Source organism: Rhodococcus sp. T2V (assembly GCF_029269925.1).
GTDB lineage: Bacteria > Actinomycetota > Actinomycetes > Mycobacteriales > Mycobacteriaceae > Rhodococcus_F > Rhodococcus_F koreensis.
Window position 1 is genome coordinate 81,791 of the sequence record NZ_JARJBD010000020.1, and the last position, 15,290, is coordinate 97,080.

18 protein-coding genes are annotated in these 15,290 nt (G+C 66.9%); 9 read left to right on the plus strand and 9 right to left on the minus strand.

Annotated elements, in window-relative coordinates:
• Positions 1-22: 22 nt before the first annotated feature.
• From P3H15_RS18735 to P3H15_RS18745, 3 genes are read right to left on the minus strand one after another with little or no spacing between them, the layout of a single operon-like run.
• On the minus strand, positions 23-949 hold the full coding sequence (locus tag P3H15_RS18735; protein WP_276138619.1) for a VOC family protein: 927 nt from the start codon (positions 947-949) through the stop codon (positions 23-25).
• A gap of 12 nt (positions 950-961) precedes the next feature.
• Entirely contained in the window at positions 962-1,843 is an 882-nt protein-coding gene (locus tag P3H15_RS18740) for a fumarylacetoacetate hydrolase family protein (protein ID WP_276138620.1), read from the minus strand.
• 24 nt (positions 1,844-1,867) lie between these two features.
• Positions 1,868-3,469: a bifunctional 3-(3-hydroxy-phenyl)propionate/3-hydroxycinnamic acid hydroxylase gene (locus tag P3H15_RS18745; protein WP_276138621.1), complete on the minus strand. Its 1,602-nt coding sequence runs from the start codon at positions 3,467-3,469 to the stop codon at positions 1,868-1,870.
• A 209-nt stretch (positions 3,470-3,678) separates the two neighbouring features.
• Between P3H15_RS18745 and P3H15_RS18750 the strand changes: the two genes are divergently transcribed.
• From P3H15_RS18750 to P3H15_RS18760, 3 genes are all read left to right on the plus strand, one after another.
• The gene (locus P3H15_RS18750; RefSeq protein WP_276138622.1) at positions 3,679-4,386 is read left to right on the plus strand and encodes a FadR/GntR family transcriptional regulator; all 708 of its coding nucleotides are present in this window, start codon (positions 3,679-3,681) and stop codon (positions 4,384-4,386) included.
• 69 nt (positions 4,387-4,455) lie between these two features.
• Positions 4,456-4,878, plus strand: a complete 423-nt coding sequence (locus P3H15_RS18755; protein ID WP_276138682.1) for an MmcQ/YjbR family DNA-binding protein — start codon at positions 4,456-4,458, stop codon at positions 4,876-4,878.
• Between the two features lie 161 nt (positions 4,879-5,039).
• Entirely contained in the window at positions 5,040-6,443 is a 1,404-nt protein-coding gene (locus P3H15_RS18760) for a CHASE3 domain-containing protein (RefSeq protein ID WP_276138623.1), read from the plus strand.
• Positions 6,444-6,452: 9 nt separating this feature from the next.
• Here the strand turns inward: P3H15_RS18760 and P3H15_RS18765 are convergent, their stop codons facing one another.
• Positions 6,453-6,902, minus strand: a complete 450-nt coding sequence (locus P3H15_RS18765) for a DUF5990 family protein (protein WP_276138624.1) — start codon at positions 6,900-6,902, stop codon at positions 6,453-6,455.
• A 165-nt stretch (positions 6,903-7,067) separates the two neighbouring features.
• Here P3H15_RS18765 and P3H15_RS18770 point away from each other — a divergent pair, with 165 nt between their 5' ends.
• The 3 genes from P3H15_RS18770 (at position 7,068) to P3H15_RS18780 (ending at position 8,862) form a co-directional block, all read left to right on the plus strand.
• Positions 7,068-7,511 carry a DoxX family protein gene (locus P3H15_RS18770; protein WP_276138625.1) on the plus strand — a complete coding sequence of 148 codons (444 nt, stop codon included), beginning with the start codon at positions 7,068-7,070 and terminating at the stop codon, positions 7,509-7,511.
• 81 nt (positions 7,512-7,592) lie between these two features.
• Positions 7,593-8,351 carry a haloacid dehalogenase type II gene (locus P3H15_RS18775; protein ID WP_276138626.1) on the plus strand — a complete coding sequence of 253 codons (759 nt, stop codon included), beginning with the start codon at positions 7,593-7,595 and terminating at the stop codon, positions 8,349-8,351.
• Positions 8,352-8,448: 97 nt separating this feature from the next.
• Positions 8,449-8,862, plus strand: a complete 414-nt coding sequence (locus tag P3H15_RS18780) for a hypothetical protein (protein WP_276138627.1) — start codon at positions 8,449-8,451, stop codon at positions 8,860-8,862.
• A gap of 19 nt (positions 8,863-8,881) precedes the next feature.
• Here the strand turns inward: P3H15_RS18780 and P3H15_RS18785 are convergent, their stop codons facing one another.
• Positions 8,882-9,871: a glutamate ABC transporter substrate-binding protein gene (locus tag P3H15_RS18785; RefSeq protein WP_276138628.1), complete on the minus strand. Its 990-nt coding sequence runs from the start codon at positions 9,869-9,871 to the stop codon at positions 8,882-8,884.
• Positions 9,871-11,235: a hypothetical protein gene (locus tag P3H15_RS18790; protein ID WP_276138629.1), complete on the minus strand. Its 1,365-nt coding sequence runs from the start codon at positions 11,233-11,235 to the stop codon at positions 9,871-9,873. Before P3H15_RS18790 ends, P3H15_RS18785 begins: the two co-directional genes overlap by 1 nt.
• A 137-nt stretch (positions 11,236-11,372) precedes the next feature.
• Between P3H15_RS18790 and P3H15_RS18795 the strand changes: the two genes are divergently transcribed.
• Entirely contained in the window at positions 11,373-12,476 is a 1,104-nt protein-coding gene (locus P3H15_RS18795; RefSeq protein WP_276138630.1) for a substrate-binding domain-containing protein, read from the plus strand.
• Positions 12,477-12,489: 13 nt separating this feature from the next.
• Here P3H15_RS18795 and P3H15_RS18800 read toward each other — a convergent pair whose 3' ends face one another.
• On the minus strand, positions 12,490-12,909 hold the full coding sequence (locus P3H15_RS18800; RefSeq protein WP_276138631.1) for a nuclear transport factor 2 family protein: 420 nt from the start codon (positions 12,907-12,909) through the stop codon (positions 12,490-12,492).
• A 128-nt stretch (positions 12,910-13,037) separates the two neighbouring features.
• Between P3H15_RS18800 and P3H15_RS18805 the strand changes: the two genes are divergently transcribed.
• Positions 13,038-13,652: a bifunctional 2-polyprenyl-6-hydroxyphenol methylase/3-demethylubiquinol 3-O-methyltransferase UbiG gene (locus P3H15_RS18805; protein WP_276138632.1), complete on the plus strand. Its 615-nt coding sequence runs from the start codon at positions 13,038-13,040 to the stop codon at positions 13,650-13,652.
• Here P3H15_RS18805 and P3H15_RS18810 read toward each other — a convergent pair.
• A complete protein-coding gene (locus tag P3H15_RS18810) occupies positions 13,603-14,352 on the minus strand; it encodes a TioE family transcriptional regulator (RefSeq protein WP_276138633.1) in 750 nt (249 codons plus the stop codon). The two genes, P3H15_RS18805 and P3H15_RS18810, sit on opposite strands and share 50 nt — an antisense overlap.
• Positions 14,353-14,429: 77 nt before the next feature.
• Between P3H15_RS18810 and P3H15_RS18815 the strand changes: the two genes are divergently transcribed.
• The gene (locus P3H15_RS18815; RefSeq protein WP_276138634.1) at positions 14,430-14,912 is read left to right on the plus strand and encodes a DUF6194 family protein; all 483 of its coding nucleotides are present in this window, start codon (positions 14,430-14,432) and stop codon (positions 14,910-14,912) included.
• On the opposite strand, the gene P3H15_RS18820 is transcribed toward P3H15_RS18815, so the two are convergent.
• On the minus strand, positions 14,903-15,241 hold the full coding sequence (locus tag P3H15_RS18820; protein ID WP_206012347.1) for a hypothetical protein: 339 nt from the start codon (positions 15,239-15,241) through the stop codon (positions 14,903-14,905). The two genes, P3H15_RS18815 and P3H15_RS18820, sit on opposite strands and share 10 nt — an antisense overlap.
• Positions 15,242-15,290 lie beyond the last annotated feature (49 nt).

Here is a 15,290-nt window from a genome sequence, read left to right on the forward strand (position 1 = left end):
TCGATGTCGACGAAGCCCGCAGTCATCCCTTCGCGGAATGCGCTCCGGTCATGAGGGCGGCGAGGTCGTCCGGTTCGAGGAACGACGGGGGCGGCGGCGGTCCCCAGGCGTAGAGGCCCTGCAGTCCGTGCAGCACCTCCGGAGACCAGAGTTCGTCCTCGGGGACGGTGTCCATGTCGGAGTAGTACTCGGAGAAGTTCCCGGCCGGGTCCTTGAGATACCAGAAGAAGTTCGCGCCCGCGTAGTGGCGGCCGAGACCCCAGATGTGGCGTTCGGGATTGCCTTCGAGCATGGTGTGGGCGCCGCGGCCGACCTCGTCGATGTCGTCGACCTGCCAGCTGGTGTGGTGCATGAAGTTCACCGGTGCGGCCATGACGAGGACGTTGTGGTGCTCGACGGAGCAGCGCAGGAACGCGGCCTTGTCGCCCATGTAATCGCTGACCTTGAATCCGAGACCGTCGGTGAAGAACTTCATGGTGGTCTCGAGGTCGGTGGACCCGATCACCGCGTGTCCCAGTTTGCGGGGGCGTACCGGATCGGTGCGGGTGAGGAACGGGGCCCGCCCCCAGCGGTCGATCCGGCCCGGACCGTTGTACGGCGTCGGCGATACCGCGGGCTCGATCACGATTCGGGGTCGCACCGCGACGTGCACCAGGGTGCCGGTGATCGGTTCGACGGCGCTGACGGAGGTGCCGTCGTACTGGATCGCCGTACCGAGCTTGGTCAGCCGCGCTGTGGTGGCGGTGATGTCGTCGGGGTCGTCGGCGGCGACGGTCAGCTCGACCAGTCGCCGGGTGGGCGCGTGCACGATTTCGAGTTGTTCGCCGCCGTTGCGGGTGGCGAACACCCCGTGTCCGTGGTGCTCGAGTCCGAAGTCGGAGTAGTAGGCGATGGTGTCGTCGACGTTGGGGACGCCGATGGTGACCTTGCCCAGTCCGTGTAGTCCCATGACGTGGCGTCCTTACTGCGCGTCGGGTTCGGCGACGAATCTCTGGTGCAGTTCGCCGATGCCGTCGATCCAGCTGTCGAGTGCGTCGCCGACCTGCAGGAACCGTTGCGGGTTGCGGCCGATCCCGACACCGGCGGGGGTGCCGGTGAAGATCACGTCACCGGGGTAGAGGGTCACGGTGTGGGAGAGGGTGGCGATGAGCTTCGAGACGGGGAAGATGAGGTCGCGGGTGCGGCCCTTCTGCACTTCTTCGCCGTCGATGGTGCAGCCGAGTTCGAGGTCGTCGGGGTCGGCGAACTCGTCCGGGGTGACCAGCCACGGTCCCTGCGGGGAGAACCCGGCGAAGGATTTGCCCAGACCGAATTGCGGTGCGGGACCGCGGGTCTGGGTGATGCGTTCGGAGATGTCCTGTCCGGCGGTGAGTCCGGCGACGTGCGCCCAGGCGTCGGCCTCGTCGATGTTGCCGGCTTCGCGGCCGATGACGGCGACGAGTTCGACCTCCCAGTCGACGTTGCCGCCGGTGGGGATGATCACGTCGGTGTCGGGGCCGGTGAAGCTGGAGGCGTATTTGGTGAAGACCGGCGGCAGGTGGGTGGGGGATTCGAAGCCGGATTCGGCGGCGTGGGCGTGGTAGTTCAGGCCGACGGCGAACACCTGCCGGGGAGCCGGTGAGGGTGCGCGGAGGTGGGACCGGTCGATCGGGAAGCTGTCGTCGGCCAGAGCCGAGAGGTCCTGGACTGCGGCCCATTCGGTGACGTCGTCCCAGGCTTCGTAGAGAGCCTGCAGGTTCGGGCCGAACCGGCCGCGGGAGCCGTGGGCGATGTCGACGGCCCGCTCGGAACCTTCCTCTCCGAGGACGAGGGCGGCACGGTGGTCGATATTGGCGATGCGCATGAAAGTGGTTCTCCTGGGTTGAGTTCACACGGTGGTGGTTGCAGGGTGGGGGCTGGTGGTCGAGGGGTATAGGGCCCGCAGTCGGTCGCGGTATTCGCTGAGCAGATCCGTCAGTTGGGTGTTGTCGGTGACGGCGCCGAAGATGTAGTGATCCGGCCGGACGAGCACTGCGCTGATGTTCTGTCCGTGGAGCCACCGAGTCCATTGACCGGTCGAGTCGAGCAGATCCGGTGCTCCGGTCTCCTCGACGGTCTTCAGCCGTACGCCGGTGCTGTCGAGCAGTTGCCGCAGTGTCGGATCCGCGTGCGCGACATCGGTGTCACCGCGTACCAGCAGGACCGAACCGAAGCCGGTGACCTCGTCGAGGAGGTCGCTGTGGGCGCCGATCCGCACCGGAAACTGTGGTGCAAGGGTCCCGCGCAGCCCGCCGCCGTCGGTGTCCTGCGCGGTGACGCCGTCTCCGAGGACGGGAAGGGCTGTGACCGGCAAGACCTTCGCGGGGTCGGCGCCACCGCCGATCATGCGGGTATCGCGTTCGGTGGCCTTCTCCTCGTCGAGGACGCAGATGACCCGCCCGAGTTCGACCGACATCGTGACCGCATGCTGCAGGTGCGCGCTGCGTTCGGAGGTGTAGGAATCGAGCAATGCGAGGTCGGATTCGCCGCGCAGGATGCGATCGAGCTTCCACGACAGATTGGCTGCGTCGCGGATACCCGAGCACATGCCCTGCCCGGCGAAGGGAGGCATCTGGTGCGCGGCGTCACCGGCGATCGCGAGACGGCCGGCGTTCCACCGGTCCGCCCACCGCGCGGCGAACGTGTAGACGGCGTGCCGCTCGAGTTCACTGTTCTCCGGCGTCCGGTCCCACGCCCGGAGCAATTCCCATGCCTTCTCCGGCGTGTTCAGTTCTTCTCTCGTCTCGCCGGGCAGTCGCATGAACTCCCACCGACGACGCCCCGGTCCGCCCGACACGACCGTGGTCGGCCGGGCGGGATCGCACAGTTGCCAGTTCTGTGGTGCCCACTCGCGGTCGTCGAGCGGAATGGTGTCGACGATCAGCCAGTCGAAGAAGAAGCCCTCGTCGTGCATGGTCGCACCCATGCGCTCACGGACGAAGCTGTTCGCGCCGTCGCAGCCGACGACGAACCGTGTTCGCACCTGCCGCTGCTTGACGACGGTGCTGGTGAAGGTCACTGCGACGTCGTCTGCGCCCTCGTCGATACCGACCACTTCGGCGCCGCGCAGCAGAGTGACGTTCGGCATCGTCGCCACCGCCTCGGCCAGTACCTTCTCGAGCTGCGGCTGGGAGAAGAAGCTCGCTGTCGGCCAGCCGTTCGGACCGGTGCCGGACCAGTCGATCCGCACCAGCGCCTCGCCCGCCGCATTGCGCCATTCGTAGTAGTCGGGCACCGCCTCGGAGATCGACTCGACCTCCTCGGTCAGGGCCATCGATTGGAAGACACGGCCGATCTCGTCGTCGAAATGGACTGCCCTCGGGAGCGGGTACGGCTCCGGCCAGCGTTCGACGATCACCACGTCGTGGCCTCGCAGGCCGAGCATCCGACCCAGCGCCAGTCCTACGGGCCCGGCGCCGACGACCACGACATCGTGCGTGTTGTCCTGCATGTTCGTTGCTCTTCCTCGGGTGCGAGTGCAATAGGACCCTATTGAGCCCTATTGAGCATGTTGAATAGTCACAGCATGCTGTGACCCGCACCGCATGTCAAGAGACTCGACCCAATCAATCCGTATCAAGCATGCTCAATACGGTAGAATCGGCGTTGGCCCGACTCCCAGCGGTGAAGCGGCGATGGGCACGACGAAACGAGGACACGATGACCGATCTCGCGCAGCGGATGATGATGGACGCATCGCTGAGCCGGACCGAGCAAGCTGCACTGGCTATCGGTCAACTCGCGGAGCAGTCGCCGCACGGGGCGCGCCTCGGGACGAAAAAGGAACTCCAGGAACAATGCGGCGTCGCGAAAGGCACTTTCAACGAAGCTCTGCGCATTCTGCAGTCACGTGGGGTGATCGCAGTCCGATCGGGACCCGGTGGGGGGCTGTTTGCCGCTTCACCCACCCCCATCGCGCGTCTCGGGAACTCCATCCTCTCCCTCGACGCCGCGGAAGGAGATGTCGCCGATGCGGTACGCATCCGTGACGCCCTGGACCCGCTGCTCGTCGAGGACGCTCTCGATCACAGTTCGGCCGTCGACATCACTCGTATGCGCACCGCTCTCGACGTCATGCGGCAGTCTGCCGACGCCGGCGACGCGACGGAATTCGTCCGAGCCAACTGGGAACTGCACGCCGCGATCGCTCGCGTGAGTCCCAACGCGATCCTGAAGTCGATCTACCTGAGTCTGCTCGATCTGATCGAATCCCACACCGTCTCCGTCGAACCGGTCGGCGACAGACCTCTGCCGGAATACATCGCCGAACGACAGCAGTTGCACGTCGACCTCGTCGACGCCCTGGATCGCCGTGACCGGGACGCGGCCCTCCGACTCATCCATGCGCACAACACAACACAAACCTGAGGCCGGACGCGCACACACGGCCTGAAACCCGGTACGGAGGCGCCCCGGATGCCGAGCATTTAGGGTTGTCTGGTGGCAACCACACGTGCGGCACGGGTCGAAGACGTGCACGAATTGGCTCTCGGCATGCCGCACGTCACCGTTACCCATGGCCCCGGCGACAATCCCGTCTACCAGATCGGGGGCAAGTCGTTTGTGTTCTTCCGCAATCCGCGACCCGATGCGACGGACCCCGACACCGGGGAACGTTATGACGACGTGATCGTGTTCTGGGTGCCGTCCGAATCCGACAAGGAGGCGCTTGTCCGCGACCACGCGACACCGTTCTTCACCACCTCACACTTCGACGGCCACCTGTCGGTGCTCTTGCGGGGGAGCCGCATCGGCGAGTTGTCCCGGCAAGAATTGGTGGAGCTCGTTCAGGATGCGTGGCTCTCGCGCGCGTCGGCGCGCAGAGCAGCGACCTGGCTCGGCGCGCACCCTCCCGCGTGACCCACGATCCGGTGGCGATCGGACTCGGCAATCGGTTCCGCCGCGCAGGTCGGGCGCAATAGTGTGGAAACCGGCGGGGTCGGAACGTCCAGGCACCCGATCCTGTGTTCGGAACGGGTGAGAGGCTGACCATGCCGGGTCGGACTGCAAGTGCCAGACGGATGTCGTTGCGGACGTTGCTGTGGCTGGCGATCGGGATCCTCGTGGCCCTGTTCGCCGTTTCTGCCGCGTTTTCCGTGTACGGGAGATTGGTGGTTCGTGCGTCCGAGAACGTGCTCTCCGAGCGCCTCCTGCCCGCGCAGCATGCCGTGTCGGAGCTGACGACCGCCTATGTGGACCAGGAGACCGGGCAGCGTGGCTATGTTCTGACCGGTGATCCCAGTTTCCTCGAACCGTACGACGCAGGCAGGGACGCCGCGGCCGCGTCCCTGTCGGATCTGACCGCGCTGCTTGCCGGCGACGCGGAGGCTTCGGCAACGCTGGACGCGGTCGTCGAGGCGGCGAACACCTGGACCACTCAGGCCAGCGAGCCGGAGATCCTCGCTCGTCGCAACAACGAGATAGCGGACGAGCAGGTCGTGGCCATGACCGCGACGGGCAAGGAACTGTTCGACGGGCTGCGCTCACAGCTTCAGGACCTCAATGCCCTGACGGATGAACGGGTGACCGAACAGGTCGACCGGGTTCGGTCGGCGCAGATCTTGGCAAATGTCGCGACCGCCGTCGCGTTCGTTCTCGCGATCGGCACCGCGATAGCCTCCCTGCATCTGACGCGACGATTGCTGACCCGGCCGATCGAGCGTCTCGTCGCAGACATCAGCGCGGTGGCCGAGGGCGACTACGAGAGGGAGATCGGCACCGATGGGCCGAGGGAAGTGTCGATGATCGGCAGCGCCGTCGACACCATGCGGACCAGTCTGCTCACCCAGAATCGGCTACTCGTGCAGGCGGAACACGAACGAACCCGCCACGACGAACAAACCCGGATGGCCGCCGATCTGCACGACCTGACGATTCAGCGCGTGTTCGGGCTGGGCCTGGCATTGACTTCCCTGGCTCGACGTCATCCCCGCCTCGCCGCGGATCTCGATCCGCTGATCGACGAAACCGACAGCATCGTTCGCGGTTTGAGGGCGGTCATCTTCGACCTCGAGAGTGGTGCGACCGCACCGACGAACGGCACCGCAAGTTTGAGTGCGGCGGTCGGTGAGATCGTCGAGAGCAGTACCGCCGCACTCGGATTCACTCCCGACGTGTGCCTGGACGGGCCGGTCGACCAGTTCTCCGGCCACGACGCCGGTCCGGAACTTCAGGCGGTGCTCCGGGAGGCCCTGAGCAACGTTGCCCGGCACGCCCATGCGACATCGTGCCGTGTGATGGTCGCCGCCGACGACGACCGCCTGGCGCTGAGCGTGACGGACGACGGAGCCGGGATGGGCACGGACGCTGTCCGGGGGCACGGGCTGGCGAACATATGCAACCGAGCCGTGCAACTCGGTGGTCGTGCCGTCATCCGCGACGGTGCACCGGGGACCGTGGTCGAGTGGGAAGTGCCCGCGTCCTGATCGCGGTGGCTACGCAGACCACTCGATCAACGGCGGTCGCACTGCAGCGCACAGGGGATTCCCGCGGGCGTCGGTGAGTCCGAGTCGCCCAGTGATGCGCCCGGCCGACGCCGCTGCGTCCGCGGTGGCCTGATCCACCCCGTCCCACATCAACTTCGCCCGTCGGAACATGGCGAATCCGCCGTCTCCGTCGACTGTCCCCCACGACAGGTAGACGAACCGTGCACCGGGACGGCCCTGTACGTACGGCCCGGTGATGTCGAGACCCGCCGGCGTCGGGGTCGCCGTGCACTCGAGAACCCAGCGGGCGGTGGCCGCGTCCCCGGGATGCAGGTCGAGCAGATCGCCGGGGGAACCGCGGCGCTGCACGGCCACATGGATGTTGTCGTAGCCGGGGAAATTGGCCCCCGGCGGGCACGACGATCCGGGAAGGTCGGTTGCCTCGATCACGAGTTGCACCAGTTCATCCAACCACCGGGGAGAGCGTCCGGTCGGGCGGTCGAAGCTCGGGTGGCGCACCACGTTCACCCCGCCGCGGTGAGTTTTCCCGGCACCTCCGGTCTGTACTGGTGTGAGGACCCACGAAGCGTGTTGGAGCTTCCTGAACAACAAGGAGAAAATCTCATGACCTCGACACCTCCCGCCACCGGAGCGTCCGACGCGACATCCGCGCCCACGGACGGAACGACGAAGAAGGCCCGAGTCGCAGGGCTCGTCGTCAGCGCACTCGCGGTGCTGTTTCTCCTGTTCGACTCGCTGATCCACATCGCGAACACCGAGATGGTGCGTGATGCGATGGCCGAACTGGGCTTCGCCGAGAACCTCAACCGCGTGATCGGCGTGGTTCTGCTGGTGTGCTTGATTCTCTACATCGTGCCCGTCACCTCGATCCTGGGAGCCGTGCTGCTCACCGGATACCTCGGTGGAGCGGTCGCTACCAACATGCTCACCGAGCAGCCGATCGTCAGCACCACGCTGTTCCCGATCTATGTCGGCATATTCGTGTGGGGTGGGTTGTACCTCCGTGAGCCGCTGGTGCGCTCGATCATGCCCGTTCGACGCGTCTGAACCATCCGCGCGGCGACTCGTGACGGCGAGTCGCCGCACTATTGTGGTGCGACGTCGTGTGTTCGAGCGAAAGGACGCCTCATGGGTGGTGCGCGGTTCCGGTCCCCGTCGACGGGACGCAGTATTCGTGCCGTGTTGTTCGATACGTTCGGCACCGTCGTCGACTGGCGCACCGGTATCGCCTCCGCTGTGGCGGGCTACGCGGAACGCCGTCAGCTCGAACTGGACGCAGCCGCGTTCGCCGATCGGTGGCGGGACCGCTACCAGCCGTCCATGGAACCCATCCGGTCCGGTGCCCGCGAGTTCGTGACACTCGATACCCTGCACCGCGAAAACCTCCACGCCGCGCTCCTCGAATCGGGCATCGACCCCGCGGATCACGACGCCGGCGAGTTGGACGATCTCTCGCGCGTATGGCACGAACTCACTCCGTGGCCCGACAGCGTGCCCGGTCTCACCGCAATCCGGTCCGACTACATCATCGGTCCGCTCTCGAACGGCAACACCTCTCTGCTGCTCGACATGGCCAAGAATGCCGGAATCCCGTGGGATGTCATCATCGGCTCCGATAGCAACCGAATGTACAAACCGCATCCCCGGGCCTATCTACACACTGCACAACTTCTCGGTCTCCACCCGGGCGAGGTCATGCTTGCGGCCGCGCACAACGGCGACCTCGAGGCCGCACAGGCCGCGGGCCTGGCGACAGCGTTCATTCTCCGGCCCCTCGAACACGGACCTCACCAGACCACCGATCTCGCGCCGACGGGCAGCTGGGACATTTCGGCGACCGACATCACCGATCTCGCAGCACAGCTCCGTGCGGCCTCGCCCGGGTAATTCGGCACGTGTCGACGCTGCCGCGGCCCGTGTCAGGGAAGGCTTGACGCCACTGGCAAATGCTGTCAGGCTATACCTGACAGAATGGGAGATCGTCATGGAACTCGTAGAACGCGCCGTCAGCGCCGACATCGACGCCGCTGCGCGCGCTGTGATCACTGCTGCGGCAGCCGAAGCGAGCCGTCACGCCGACGACATCATCGGCACCGGGCCGCTTCCGGGCACGGCCGAATGGGATGCCGAGCAGGGCACGGACATTCCGAACCAGCGCACCCTGGCCTGGCATCTGCTGAGTCTTCGCATCCAGCTGGCGGCGGGACTGGACGGCATCGAAACTGTTCTCGGACTGCGCTTTCAGGGTGCGACATGGGCAACGATCGGGAAGGCCGCCGGAATGACCCGTCAGTCGGCGCACGAGCGATGGGGTGCGCGCACGACCGCCCTGCTCGATCCGATGGGGACCGGCCTTCCGCGGACCGTTGCCGACGATGATCCCGAGGTGGCCCGCTAATTGCGGCTACGGGAGGTGATCAGTCCCGGTACTCCGGGGACGGCGGTGCGGGTGCCGGGCCGAGCGGCGACAACCAGCGATCGTAGAGGGCAGTCCAGGTTCCGTCTGTGCGCAGTCGATCCAAGGTGCCGTTGACGAACCGGACGAGGTCGTCGTTGCCGGGCGCGAGGGCGATGGCGTACCGGGCGGAATCGGAGTCGGGACCGACGATGTCGAGATTCGGATCCTGGGCGACGAGGCCGGCGAGGAGGGCAGCACCCACGACGGCGTCGACCTGCCGTTGCTGGATGGCCATGAGGCAGTCGTCCCAGTCGGGCACCGCAAGGATCGTGGCTTTGGGGGCGATCCGCGACAACGCCGATATCGAGGCCGGATCGTCGTGCGTGCAGACCCGTCGCCGTGCCAGGTCCGCGGGTTCGGATATCCCGGATCCGTCCCGAACGACGAGTCGACGGGGCGTCTCGAGATACACCGTGGAGAAGGCCAGATCCTGGGGGCTCTCACAGGGCAGTGCCACCGGGCGCACGATCAGGTCCGCGTCCCCGTGCGCGAGCATGTCGGCGCCGTCGTCGGAACCGAGTGGCCGGAATTCGACCTTGCCGGGGTCGCCGAGTAGGTCGCGGGCGACCTCCCTCGCAAGGTCGACGCCGAAGCCGGTGAGGGTGCCGGTAGTCGGATCGCGGAAGCTGAACAGGTTGGTGTTCTGATCGACGGCGACGACCAGGGTTCCGCGGGCCCGGATCTCGTCGAGAGTGCCGCCGACGCCGGCGATCCCCGGACGGAGGCTCGCCGTGGGTGCGCAGGACGACGGCTCCGCGGCAGATGGCGGAGATTCGGCCGGTTCGATGATCCGGGCGCCGACGGACACGGGGAACTCCGTGAAGTCCCCGGAGAACATCGGGGTGGGTGCATCGGGTGCCCCGCAACCGGCGATCAGCACAGTTCCGAACGCGAGGCTGCCGAGCAGCCGAGTGAGCCCCGGTCGCCGTGCGCGGAAAGGTCGCACCATCAGTGATACTCACTCACTCTGGGCTCGATCCCCGCGATCACGGCGAGTGCCGCGGAAACGGCGAGCACGACGGCACCCACGGCGAGCGCCGCCATCGTCCGGTACGACTCACGCATCGCGTCGAGTTCCTCGGCACGCAGCGCGATGATGGCATCTTCGAGCGATTCGTCGAGGGCGCGGAACTGGGCTGTCGACGCCGTCGATCCCGGGCCGACCGCGACGTCCGCCGCACCCTGGTAGTCGCCGTCCGCAAGCTTGCGCAGCAGTTCCCGGTGCGCGCTCCGCCATCCCTCGAACGCAGCGGACGCATCGTCGATCGCCGGCACGTCGACGGCGTCCGGTGATGCGTCCGAGCTCAGAATCGCGGTCAGGGCGTCCGTGTGCCGGGTGTAGTCGCTGCCCGCCGGATCGAACCCCGGCCGGAGCAGTCCGAGCGTCTCGTCGGCGCGTGCCTGCTGCGCGAGGATCCGCGCCTTCGTGACCGCCGCGAGAGGCTCGGCGCCGTCGATCCGCGCGCGTTCGCTCGCCGATGTCGACAACAGCCCCGCGACCACGATCCACACGACGAGCGCAGTGAGCAGGACCGTCGCGCACGCAAGCCCCGGATTGACCCGACGGCGACTTCGATGCGCCACGTACGCATGCGCGACGGCGAGGACGACGACCCCCGCCGACGCAACCACGATTGCGGTGACGGGCAGTCGCGCGGTGTGGGACTGGGTGTCGGCGACCGCGCCGGCCTGATCGTTGTAGAGGCGTTCGGCCAGCGGCAGGATGGTGTCCTGCATCAGGGCCGACGCGGTTCCCAGGTACGCCACCCCGACCGGATTTCCCGCGGAGTCGTTCGACCGTGCGGTCGCTACCAGGTCCGTGTAGACGGCGAGGTGCCGCGACATCTCGGTGAGCAGGCGCAGCGAGTCCACATCACCGGAGGTGACTCCGTACGACGCGGTGACGAGTGCGTTCGACGCGTCGCCGATCGCCTGGTTGTACCGGTCGCGGACCGCGAGCGGTTCGATGGCGCCCGCGATGAACGACGACGTCGCGGCGGCGTCGGCGATCGACAGGGAGCTGAAGAGGTTCTGCGCGGCGTCCGCCAGCGGTTCGGTATGGGCGCGAAGGGTTTCCATTCGCTGCTGCCGTGCACCGATCACGGCGGACGTCACGACACCGGCCGTCAGCGCCACCGCGACGAGGACGACAGCGAGGACGGAAAGTCGCCCGGGCGTCGACTCCAGGAATTCGCGCCACGGGCGTCGGCGGATGTCGGGTTCGACGAGTAGGGATTCTTTCAGGAGGTGCTCGTCCGCCTGCGAAGTGTCACGCTCTTCGCTGGATACGGTGCCGCGGTCCTGGTCGAACACCCTCTCCTCCTCATCCCTGCACTCAGTGTGCTCCGATCGGTGCCGGAAAACACCGAAAGCATCGACGAACGCGCATAGCCGTCCTCGCCCGCGGGTATGTCCGAACCAGGCATGATCAGCCTGGAGGTTCTCGACTCATGAAGACAAGCATCGTGACCGCAAGGTTGCGCGCGTTCGGTGTCGCAGCCTCGGTCGCCGCGATGGTGCTCGGGGCGTGCGCGGCCCCGCCGCCCGGCGACGACGGGGCGAAGAAGGTGTACTTTTTTCTTCCGAACACCACGACGACCCGGTTCATGGAGCGAGACGAACCCTTGTTCACCGACTTCCTCGAACTGTTCGCGCCGAAGGCCACCGTGACGGTCCGCAACGCCGAAGGCGATCCCGGCCGGCAGCAGAGCCAGGTCGAGTCGGCGATCGCGGACGGGGCGTCGGTGCTCGTGCTGATCTCCGCGGACGCGCGATTTTCGGGGGGAGCATTGACCGCCGCTGCCGACGCGAATGTGCCGGTGGTGCTCTACGACCACGACGCGGTCGGCGGACCGGCGGAGGTCCAGGTGATCTTCGATCCACTCGAGGTCGGCCGACGACAGGGAAGTCGCGCCGCGGACCTGATCGCCGCGATGCCCGGTGACGGTCTGAAAATCGCCAGGGTGCAGGGCAATCTGGGTGAATACGGAACCCGCCAGTTTCAGCTCGGCCAGAACGAGTACCTGCAGCCCCTCATCGACAGCGGCAAGATCCGCGTGGTCTGCGAGACCACGATCGACGACTGGGACCCGGCCGAAGGTCAGGCATTTGCGGACGAATGCCTGACCCGGGAGAACAACGACATCGACCTGTTCGTCACCATGAACGACGACCTGGCAGGCGGAATCGTCGCCGCCCTCGCCGGCCGCGGGCTCGCCGGTCGGATTCCCGTCACCGGGGGACAGGACGCCAATCTCGCTGCCCTGCAACTCATCGCACAGGGATCCCTCGACAACACGATCTTCAAGAACCTGTCCGACCAGGCGAAGGTCGCCGCGCAGCTGACCACGTCGATCCTCCACGGCGACGGCGTGCCCGAGGACATGATCAACGGCACGATCGACAACCAGTACATGGCGGTGCCGACGGTGTTCCTGCCCATCCAGAACATCACGAAGGACAACCTCCATGTGGTGGTCAACTCCGGCTTCTACACCTGGCAGCAGATCTGCGCACCGGATCCGGACTCCACAGTGTGCCGGGAGCACGACTGAGCCGTACGACTGGTCAGCGGGGCGCGATGACACTCCGGTCGCCGATCTCGGCGCGCACATCGATCTCCCGCCCGGACAGCAACCAGCCCGACGGGCCGCGCCGCCACTGGTCCCGGTATTCGCCGAGGCATTCGTACGTCGCGCCGGCACGGTCGCCGAGGCCGACGTGAAAGGCTCGGAAATAGGACGTCGTGCGTGCCGTGTCGCCGTCGAGGTCGATGCGGATGTTGCCGAGCAGGTGCTGGGTGGCGCCGCAGACGTCGAGGTGGGAGCGGACACGCGCGACCACCTCAGCGGGCCCGGTCCGGCCGTAGGCCACGGTGTCGTCGGTAAGGGTCGCGGTGAACCCCGTCCAGTCCTTCGTGTCGAGCAGGTTTGCCACGGCGTGCAGGCGGTCGGTGATCTGGACGCGGTCGGGAAGGGACTCGCTCATGGCTGAATCCTCCCCGGAGGGCCGGCGAGGTGGCGCGCGGCGTCCGTTGACCGAGACCGTTCGCGGGAACCGGGTTCGCTACGGTGGCACTGGCTCGCCGAGCGGGCCGGATCGAGGAGGAATAGACAATGAGCGAGCGCACCCCCAGCCGGTGGGAGGAGATCACCGCGGCCGACCCCGGCCACTCGACGTGGTACGTCGAGCGGTTCCGGGCGATGGAGGCGAAGGGCCAGGACATCGTGGGCGAGGCCAGGCTGGTCGATGCGATGCTGGGCCGTGGCGGCCGGGTTCTCGATGCGGGGTGCGGACTGGGCCGGCTCGGTGGTTATCTGCACGATGCAGGTCATGTCGTGGTCGGGGTCGACGTCGATCCGGTGCTGATCGGCGTCGCGGAGGAGGATCACCCCGGCCCGGTGTGGCTGGTCGGCGACCTCGCGGAGTTGGATCTGCCCGCCCGCGGCGTCGCGGCCGATTTCGACGTGATCGTGTGTGCGGGCAACGTGATGACCTTCCTGGCGCCGTCGACGCGGGAGTCGGTTCTGGCGGGATTCGCCGCTCATCTCGCCGCGACCGGCCGGGTGATCGTCGGGTTCGGCGCCGACCGGGGCTACGAGTTCCCGCAATTCCTCGCGGACGCCGCAGCCAACGGTCTGAGGGTGGATCTGCTGCTCTCGACGTGGGATCTGCGTCCGTTCACCGACGACTCCGATTTTCTGGTGGCGGTGCTGTCGCGCGCGGACTGACACTGTGGGGCGGCAGAAGCCCGGCGAGCGCGGCGGTGGCGTCGACCAAGGCTCTGGAGCGGGTCGTGAGCGTCTCGTCACGGACGGCGAGGGCGGCGCCGACGTCGCGCGATCCGGGTGGGTGCCGCAGTTGTGCCATCACGGCGCGGAGGGGTGCGATGCGGTAACCGGCTTTGCGCAACTGATGCACGATGCGGGCATCGCGGACCTGGGACGGGGAGTATCGGCGCGCTCCCGTGGGTGCGTTCCGATCGGGGATGACGAGTCCCTCTGCGTCCCAGTGCCGCAACGTGGACGAGCGGACGCCGAGCGCGGCGGCGAGTTCGGCCACGCTCATCCAGTCGGATGCTCGCACGTCCTCGATCGGCTCGGTGGAGATCACCGCGGCCGCCTTCTTCGCCAGCGCGAGTTCGGCGCGTTCGGCGTGGAGCCGGGCGTGTGCGGCGTCGAGGAGAGCAACCGTCGTCGAGGCCGGGCACGTGTGGACGCTGCGCACGATTCGTTTGGCGTCGACCGGACCGGCGGCGAGGGCGAGTTCTCGATAGGCCAGCGCGGACTGCAGATGCACCTCGGCGTAGATCCGGTATCCGGCGGCTGTGCGGGTGGTGGGAGGCAGCACACCGTCGCGTTCGAGGTTGCGGATCTGCTGGACGGAGCACCCCGCACGGCGGGCCACGTCCACGGTCCGGAAATTCTGCATGTGGAGACTCGCCTCCCTATTTCTCCTGCACGTGCTCTACCAGGTCTCCACAAGCACTTCAATGAAACGCTGGAACCATGACGATAGACGACATCATCGACTTCGTGGAGAGTCTCGACGACGTCCTCACTCTCAGGCCGGTCCCGGGCGACGGCTCGCCGGAGATCAGCTGGGGCGACACCTTCTTCTACTACTCACCGGATGGGGTCGTGCCGACGACTACCCAGCCGTTCGCCACGATCGTCACCAAGAACTATCCGGGTGACGAAGATTCGCGACTCGATCGTGCCGGTGCTTTCCGGGTGAACATCCACGCCGGAAAGGAGGCGTTCATCGAGGCAGTTGGCCACGCACCGCGAGAACAAGGCCCAGCCGACGTCGACGCCGGCGCATCCGACACGGTCATCGCTCACCCCGTCTACGGCTCCGCAGGCTGGCTGGCCGTGGTGAATCCAGGCCCCGTCACCCGTGAGCTCGCCCGCGAGTTATTGTGCACGGCATACACCCTCGCCCGATCGCGGTACGAGCGAAAAGCGGATGCCGTGCGTCGTCACATCTGATGAATCTGGCTGCTGTTCCACCCGACGAGGAGTTCGTCGAGCGTCATGCCCTGGTCCCTGCGCTCTTGCCGCTGATCGCGTTGCCGATCATGGCGGGGGCCGTCACCGTTGTCGCCGCGGTCGCCGGGAATGGTCGGCGCGGAGACGGTCGTTGCGGGGAGTTCGGTCGCCGCCGCGACGGCGGTGGCCGCCCCGACAGGGATGACCGCGAGCGCGGCGGTGGCAACGACCGTGACGAGCCGGTTCCGCAGCGGGACTCGACGAGGAGTGTTCACTGCGCCCGAACGATTCGACGCGTGCGAAGCCTCGTGGGGAAGTGAGGTGTGCATTTTCAAGTGTCCTGTCCGAATGCGTGGACCCGACGTCCACAGCTACACG

Coding starts and splice junctions, on each gene's coding strand:
- P3H15_RS18735 (WP_276138619.1), bottom strand. CDS start 949: ATGGGACTACACGGACTGGGCAAGGTCACCATCGGCGTCCCCAACGTC.
- P3H15_RS18740 (WP_276138620.1), bottom strand. CDS start 1,843: ATGCGCATCGCCAATATCGACCACCGTGCCGCCCTCGTCCTCGGAGAG.
- P3H15_RS18745 (WP_276138621.1), bottom strand. CDS start 3,469: ATGCAGGACAACACGCACGATGTCGTGGTCGTCGGCGCCGGGCCCGTA.
- P3H15_RS18750 (WP_276138622.1), top strand. CDS start 3,679: ATGACCGATCTCGCGCAGCGGATGATGATGGACGCATCGCTGAGCCGG.
- P3H15_RS18760 (WP_276138623.1), top strand. CDS start 5,040: ATGTCGTTGCGGACGTTGCTGTGGCTGGCGATCGGGATCCTCGTGGCC.
- P3H15_RS18770 (WP_276138625.1), top strand. CDS start 7,068: ATGACCTCGACACCTCCCGCCACCGGAGCGTCCGACGCGACATCCGCG.
- P3H15_RS18775 (WP_276138626.1), top strand. CDS start 7,593: ATGGGTGGTGCGCGGTTCCGGTCCCCGTCGACGGGACGCAGTATTCGT.
- P3H15_RS18780 (WP_276138627.1), top strand. CDS start 8,449: ATGGAACTCGTAGAACGCGCCGTCAGCGCCGACATCGACGCCGCTGCG.
- P3H15_RS18785 (WP_276138628.1), bottom strand. CDS start 9,871: ATGGTGCGACCTTTCCGCGCACGGCGACCGGGGCTCACTCGGCTGCTC.
- P3H15_RS18795 (WP_276138630.1), top strand. CDS start 11,373: ATGAAGACAAGCATCGTGACCGCAAGGTTGCGCGCGTTCGGTGTCGCA.
- P3H15_RS18800 (WP_276138631.1), bottom strand. CDS start 12,909: ATGAGCGAGTCCCTTCCCGACCGCGTCCAGATCACCGACCGCCTGCAC.
- P3H15_RS18805 (WP_276138632.1), top strand. CDS start 13,038: ATGAGCGAGCGCACCCCCAGCCGGTGGGAGGAGATCACCGCGGCCGAC.
- P3H15_RS18810 (WP_276138633.1), bottom strand. CDS start 14,352: ATGCAGAATTTCCGGACCGTGGACGTGGCCCGCCGTGCGGGGTGCTCC.
- P3H15_RS18815 (WP_276138634.1), top strand. CDS start 14,430: ATGACGATAGACGACATCATCGACTTCGTGGAGAGTCTCGACGACGTC.
- P3H15_RS18820 (WP_206012347.1), bottom strand. CDS start 15,241: ATGCACACCTCACTTCCCCACGAGGCTTCGCACGCGTCGAATCGTTCG.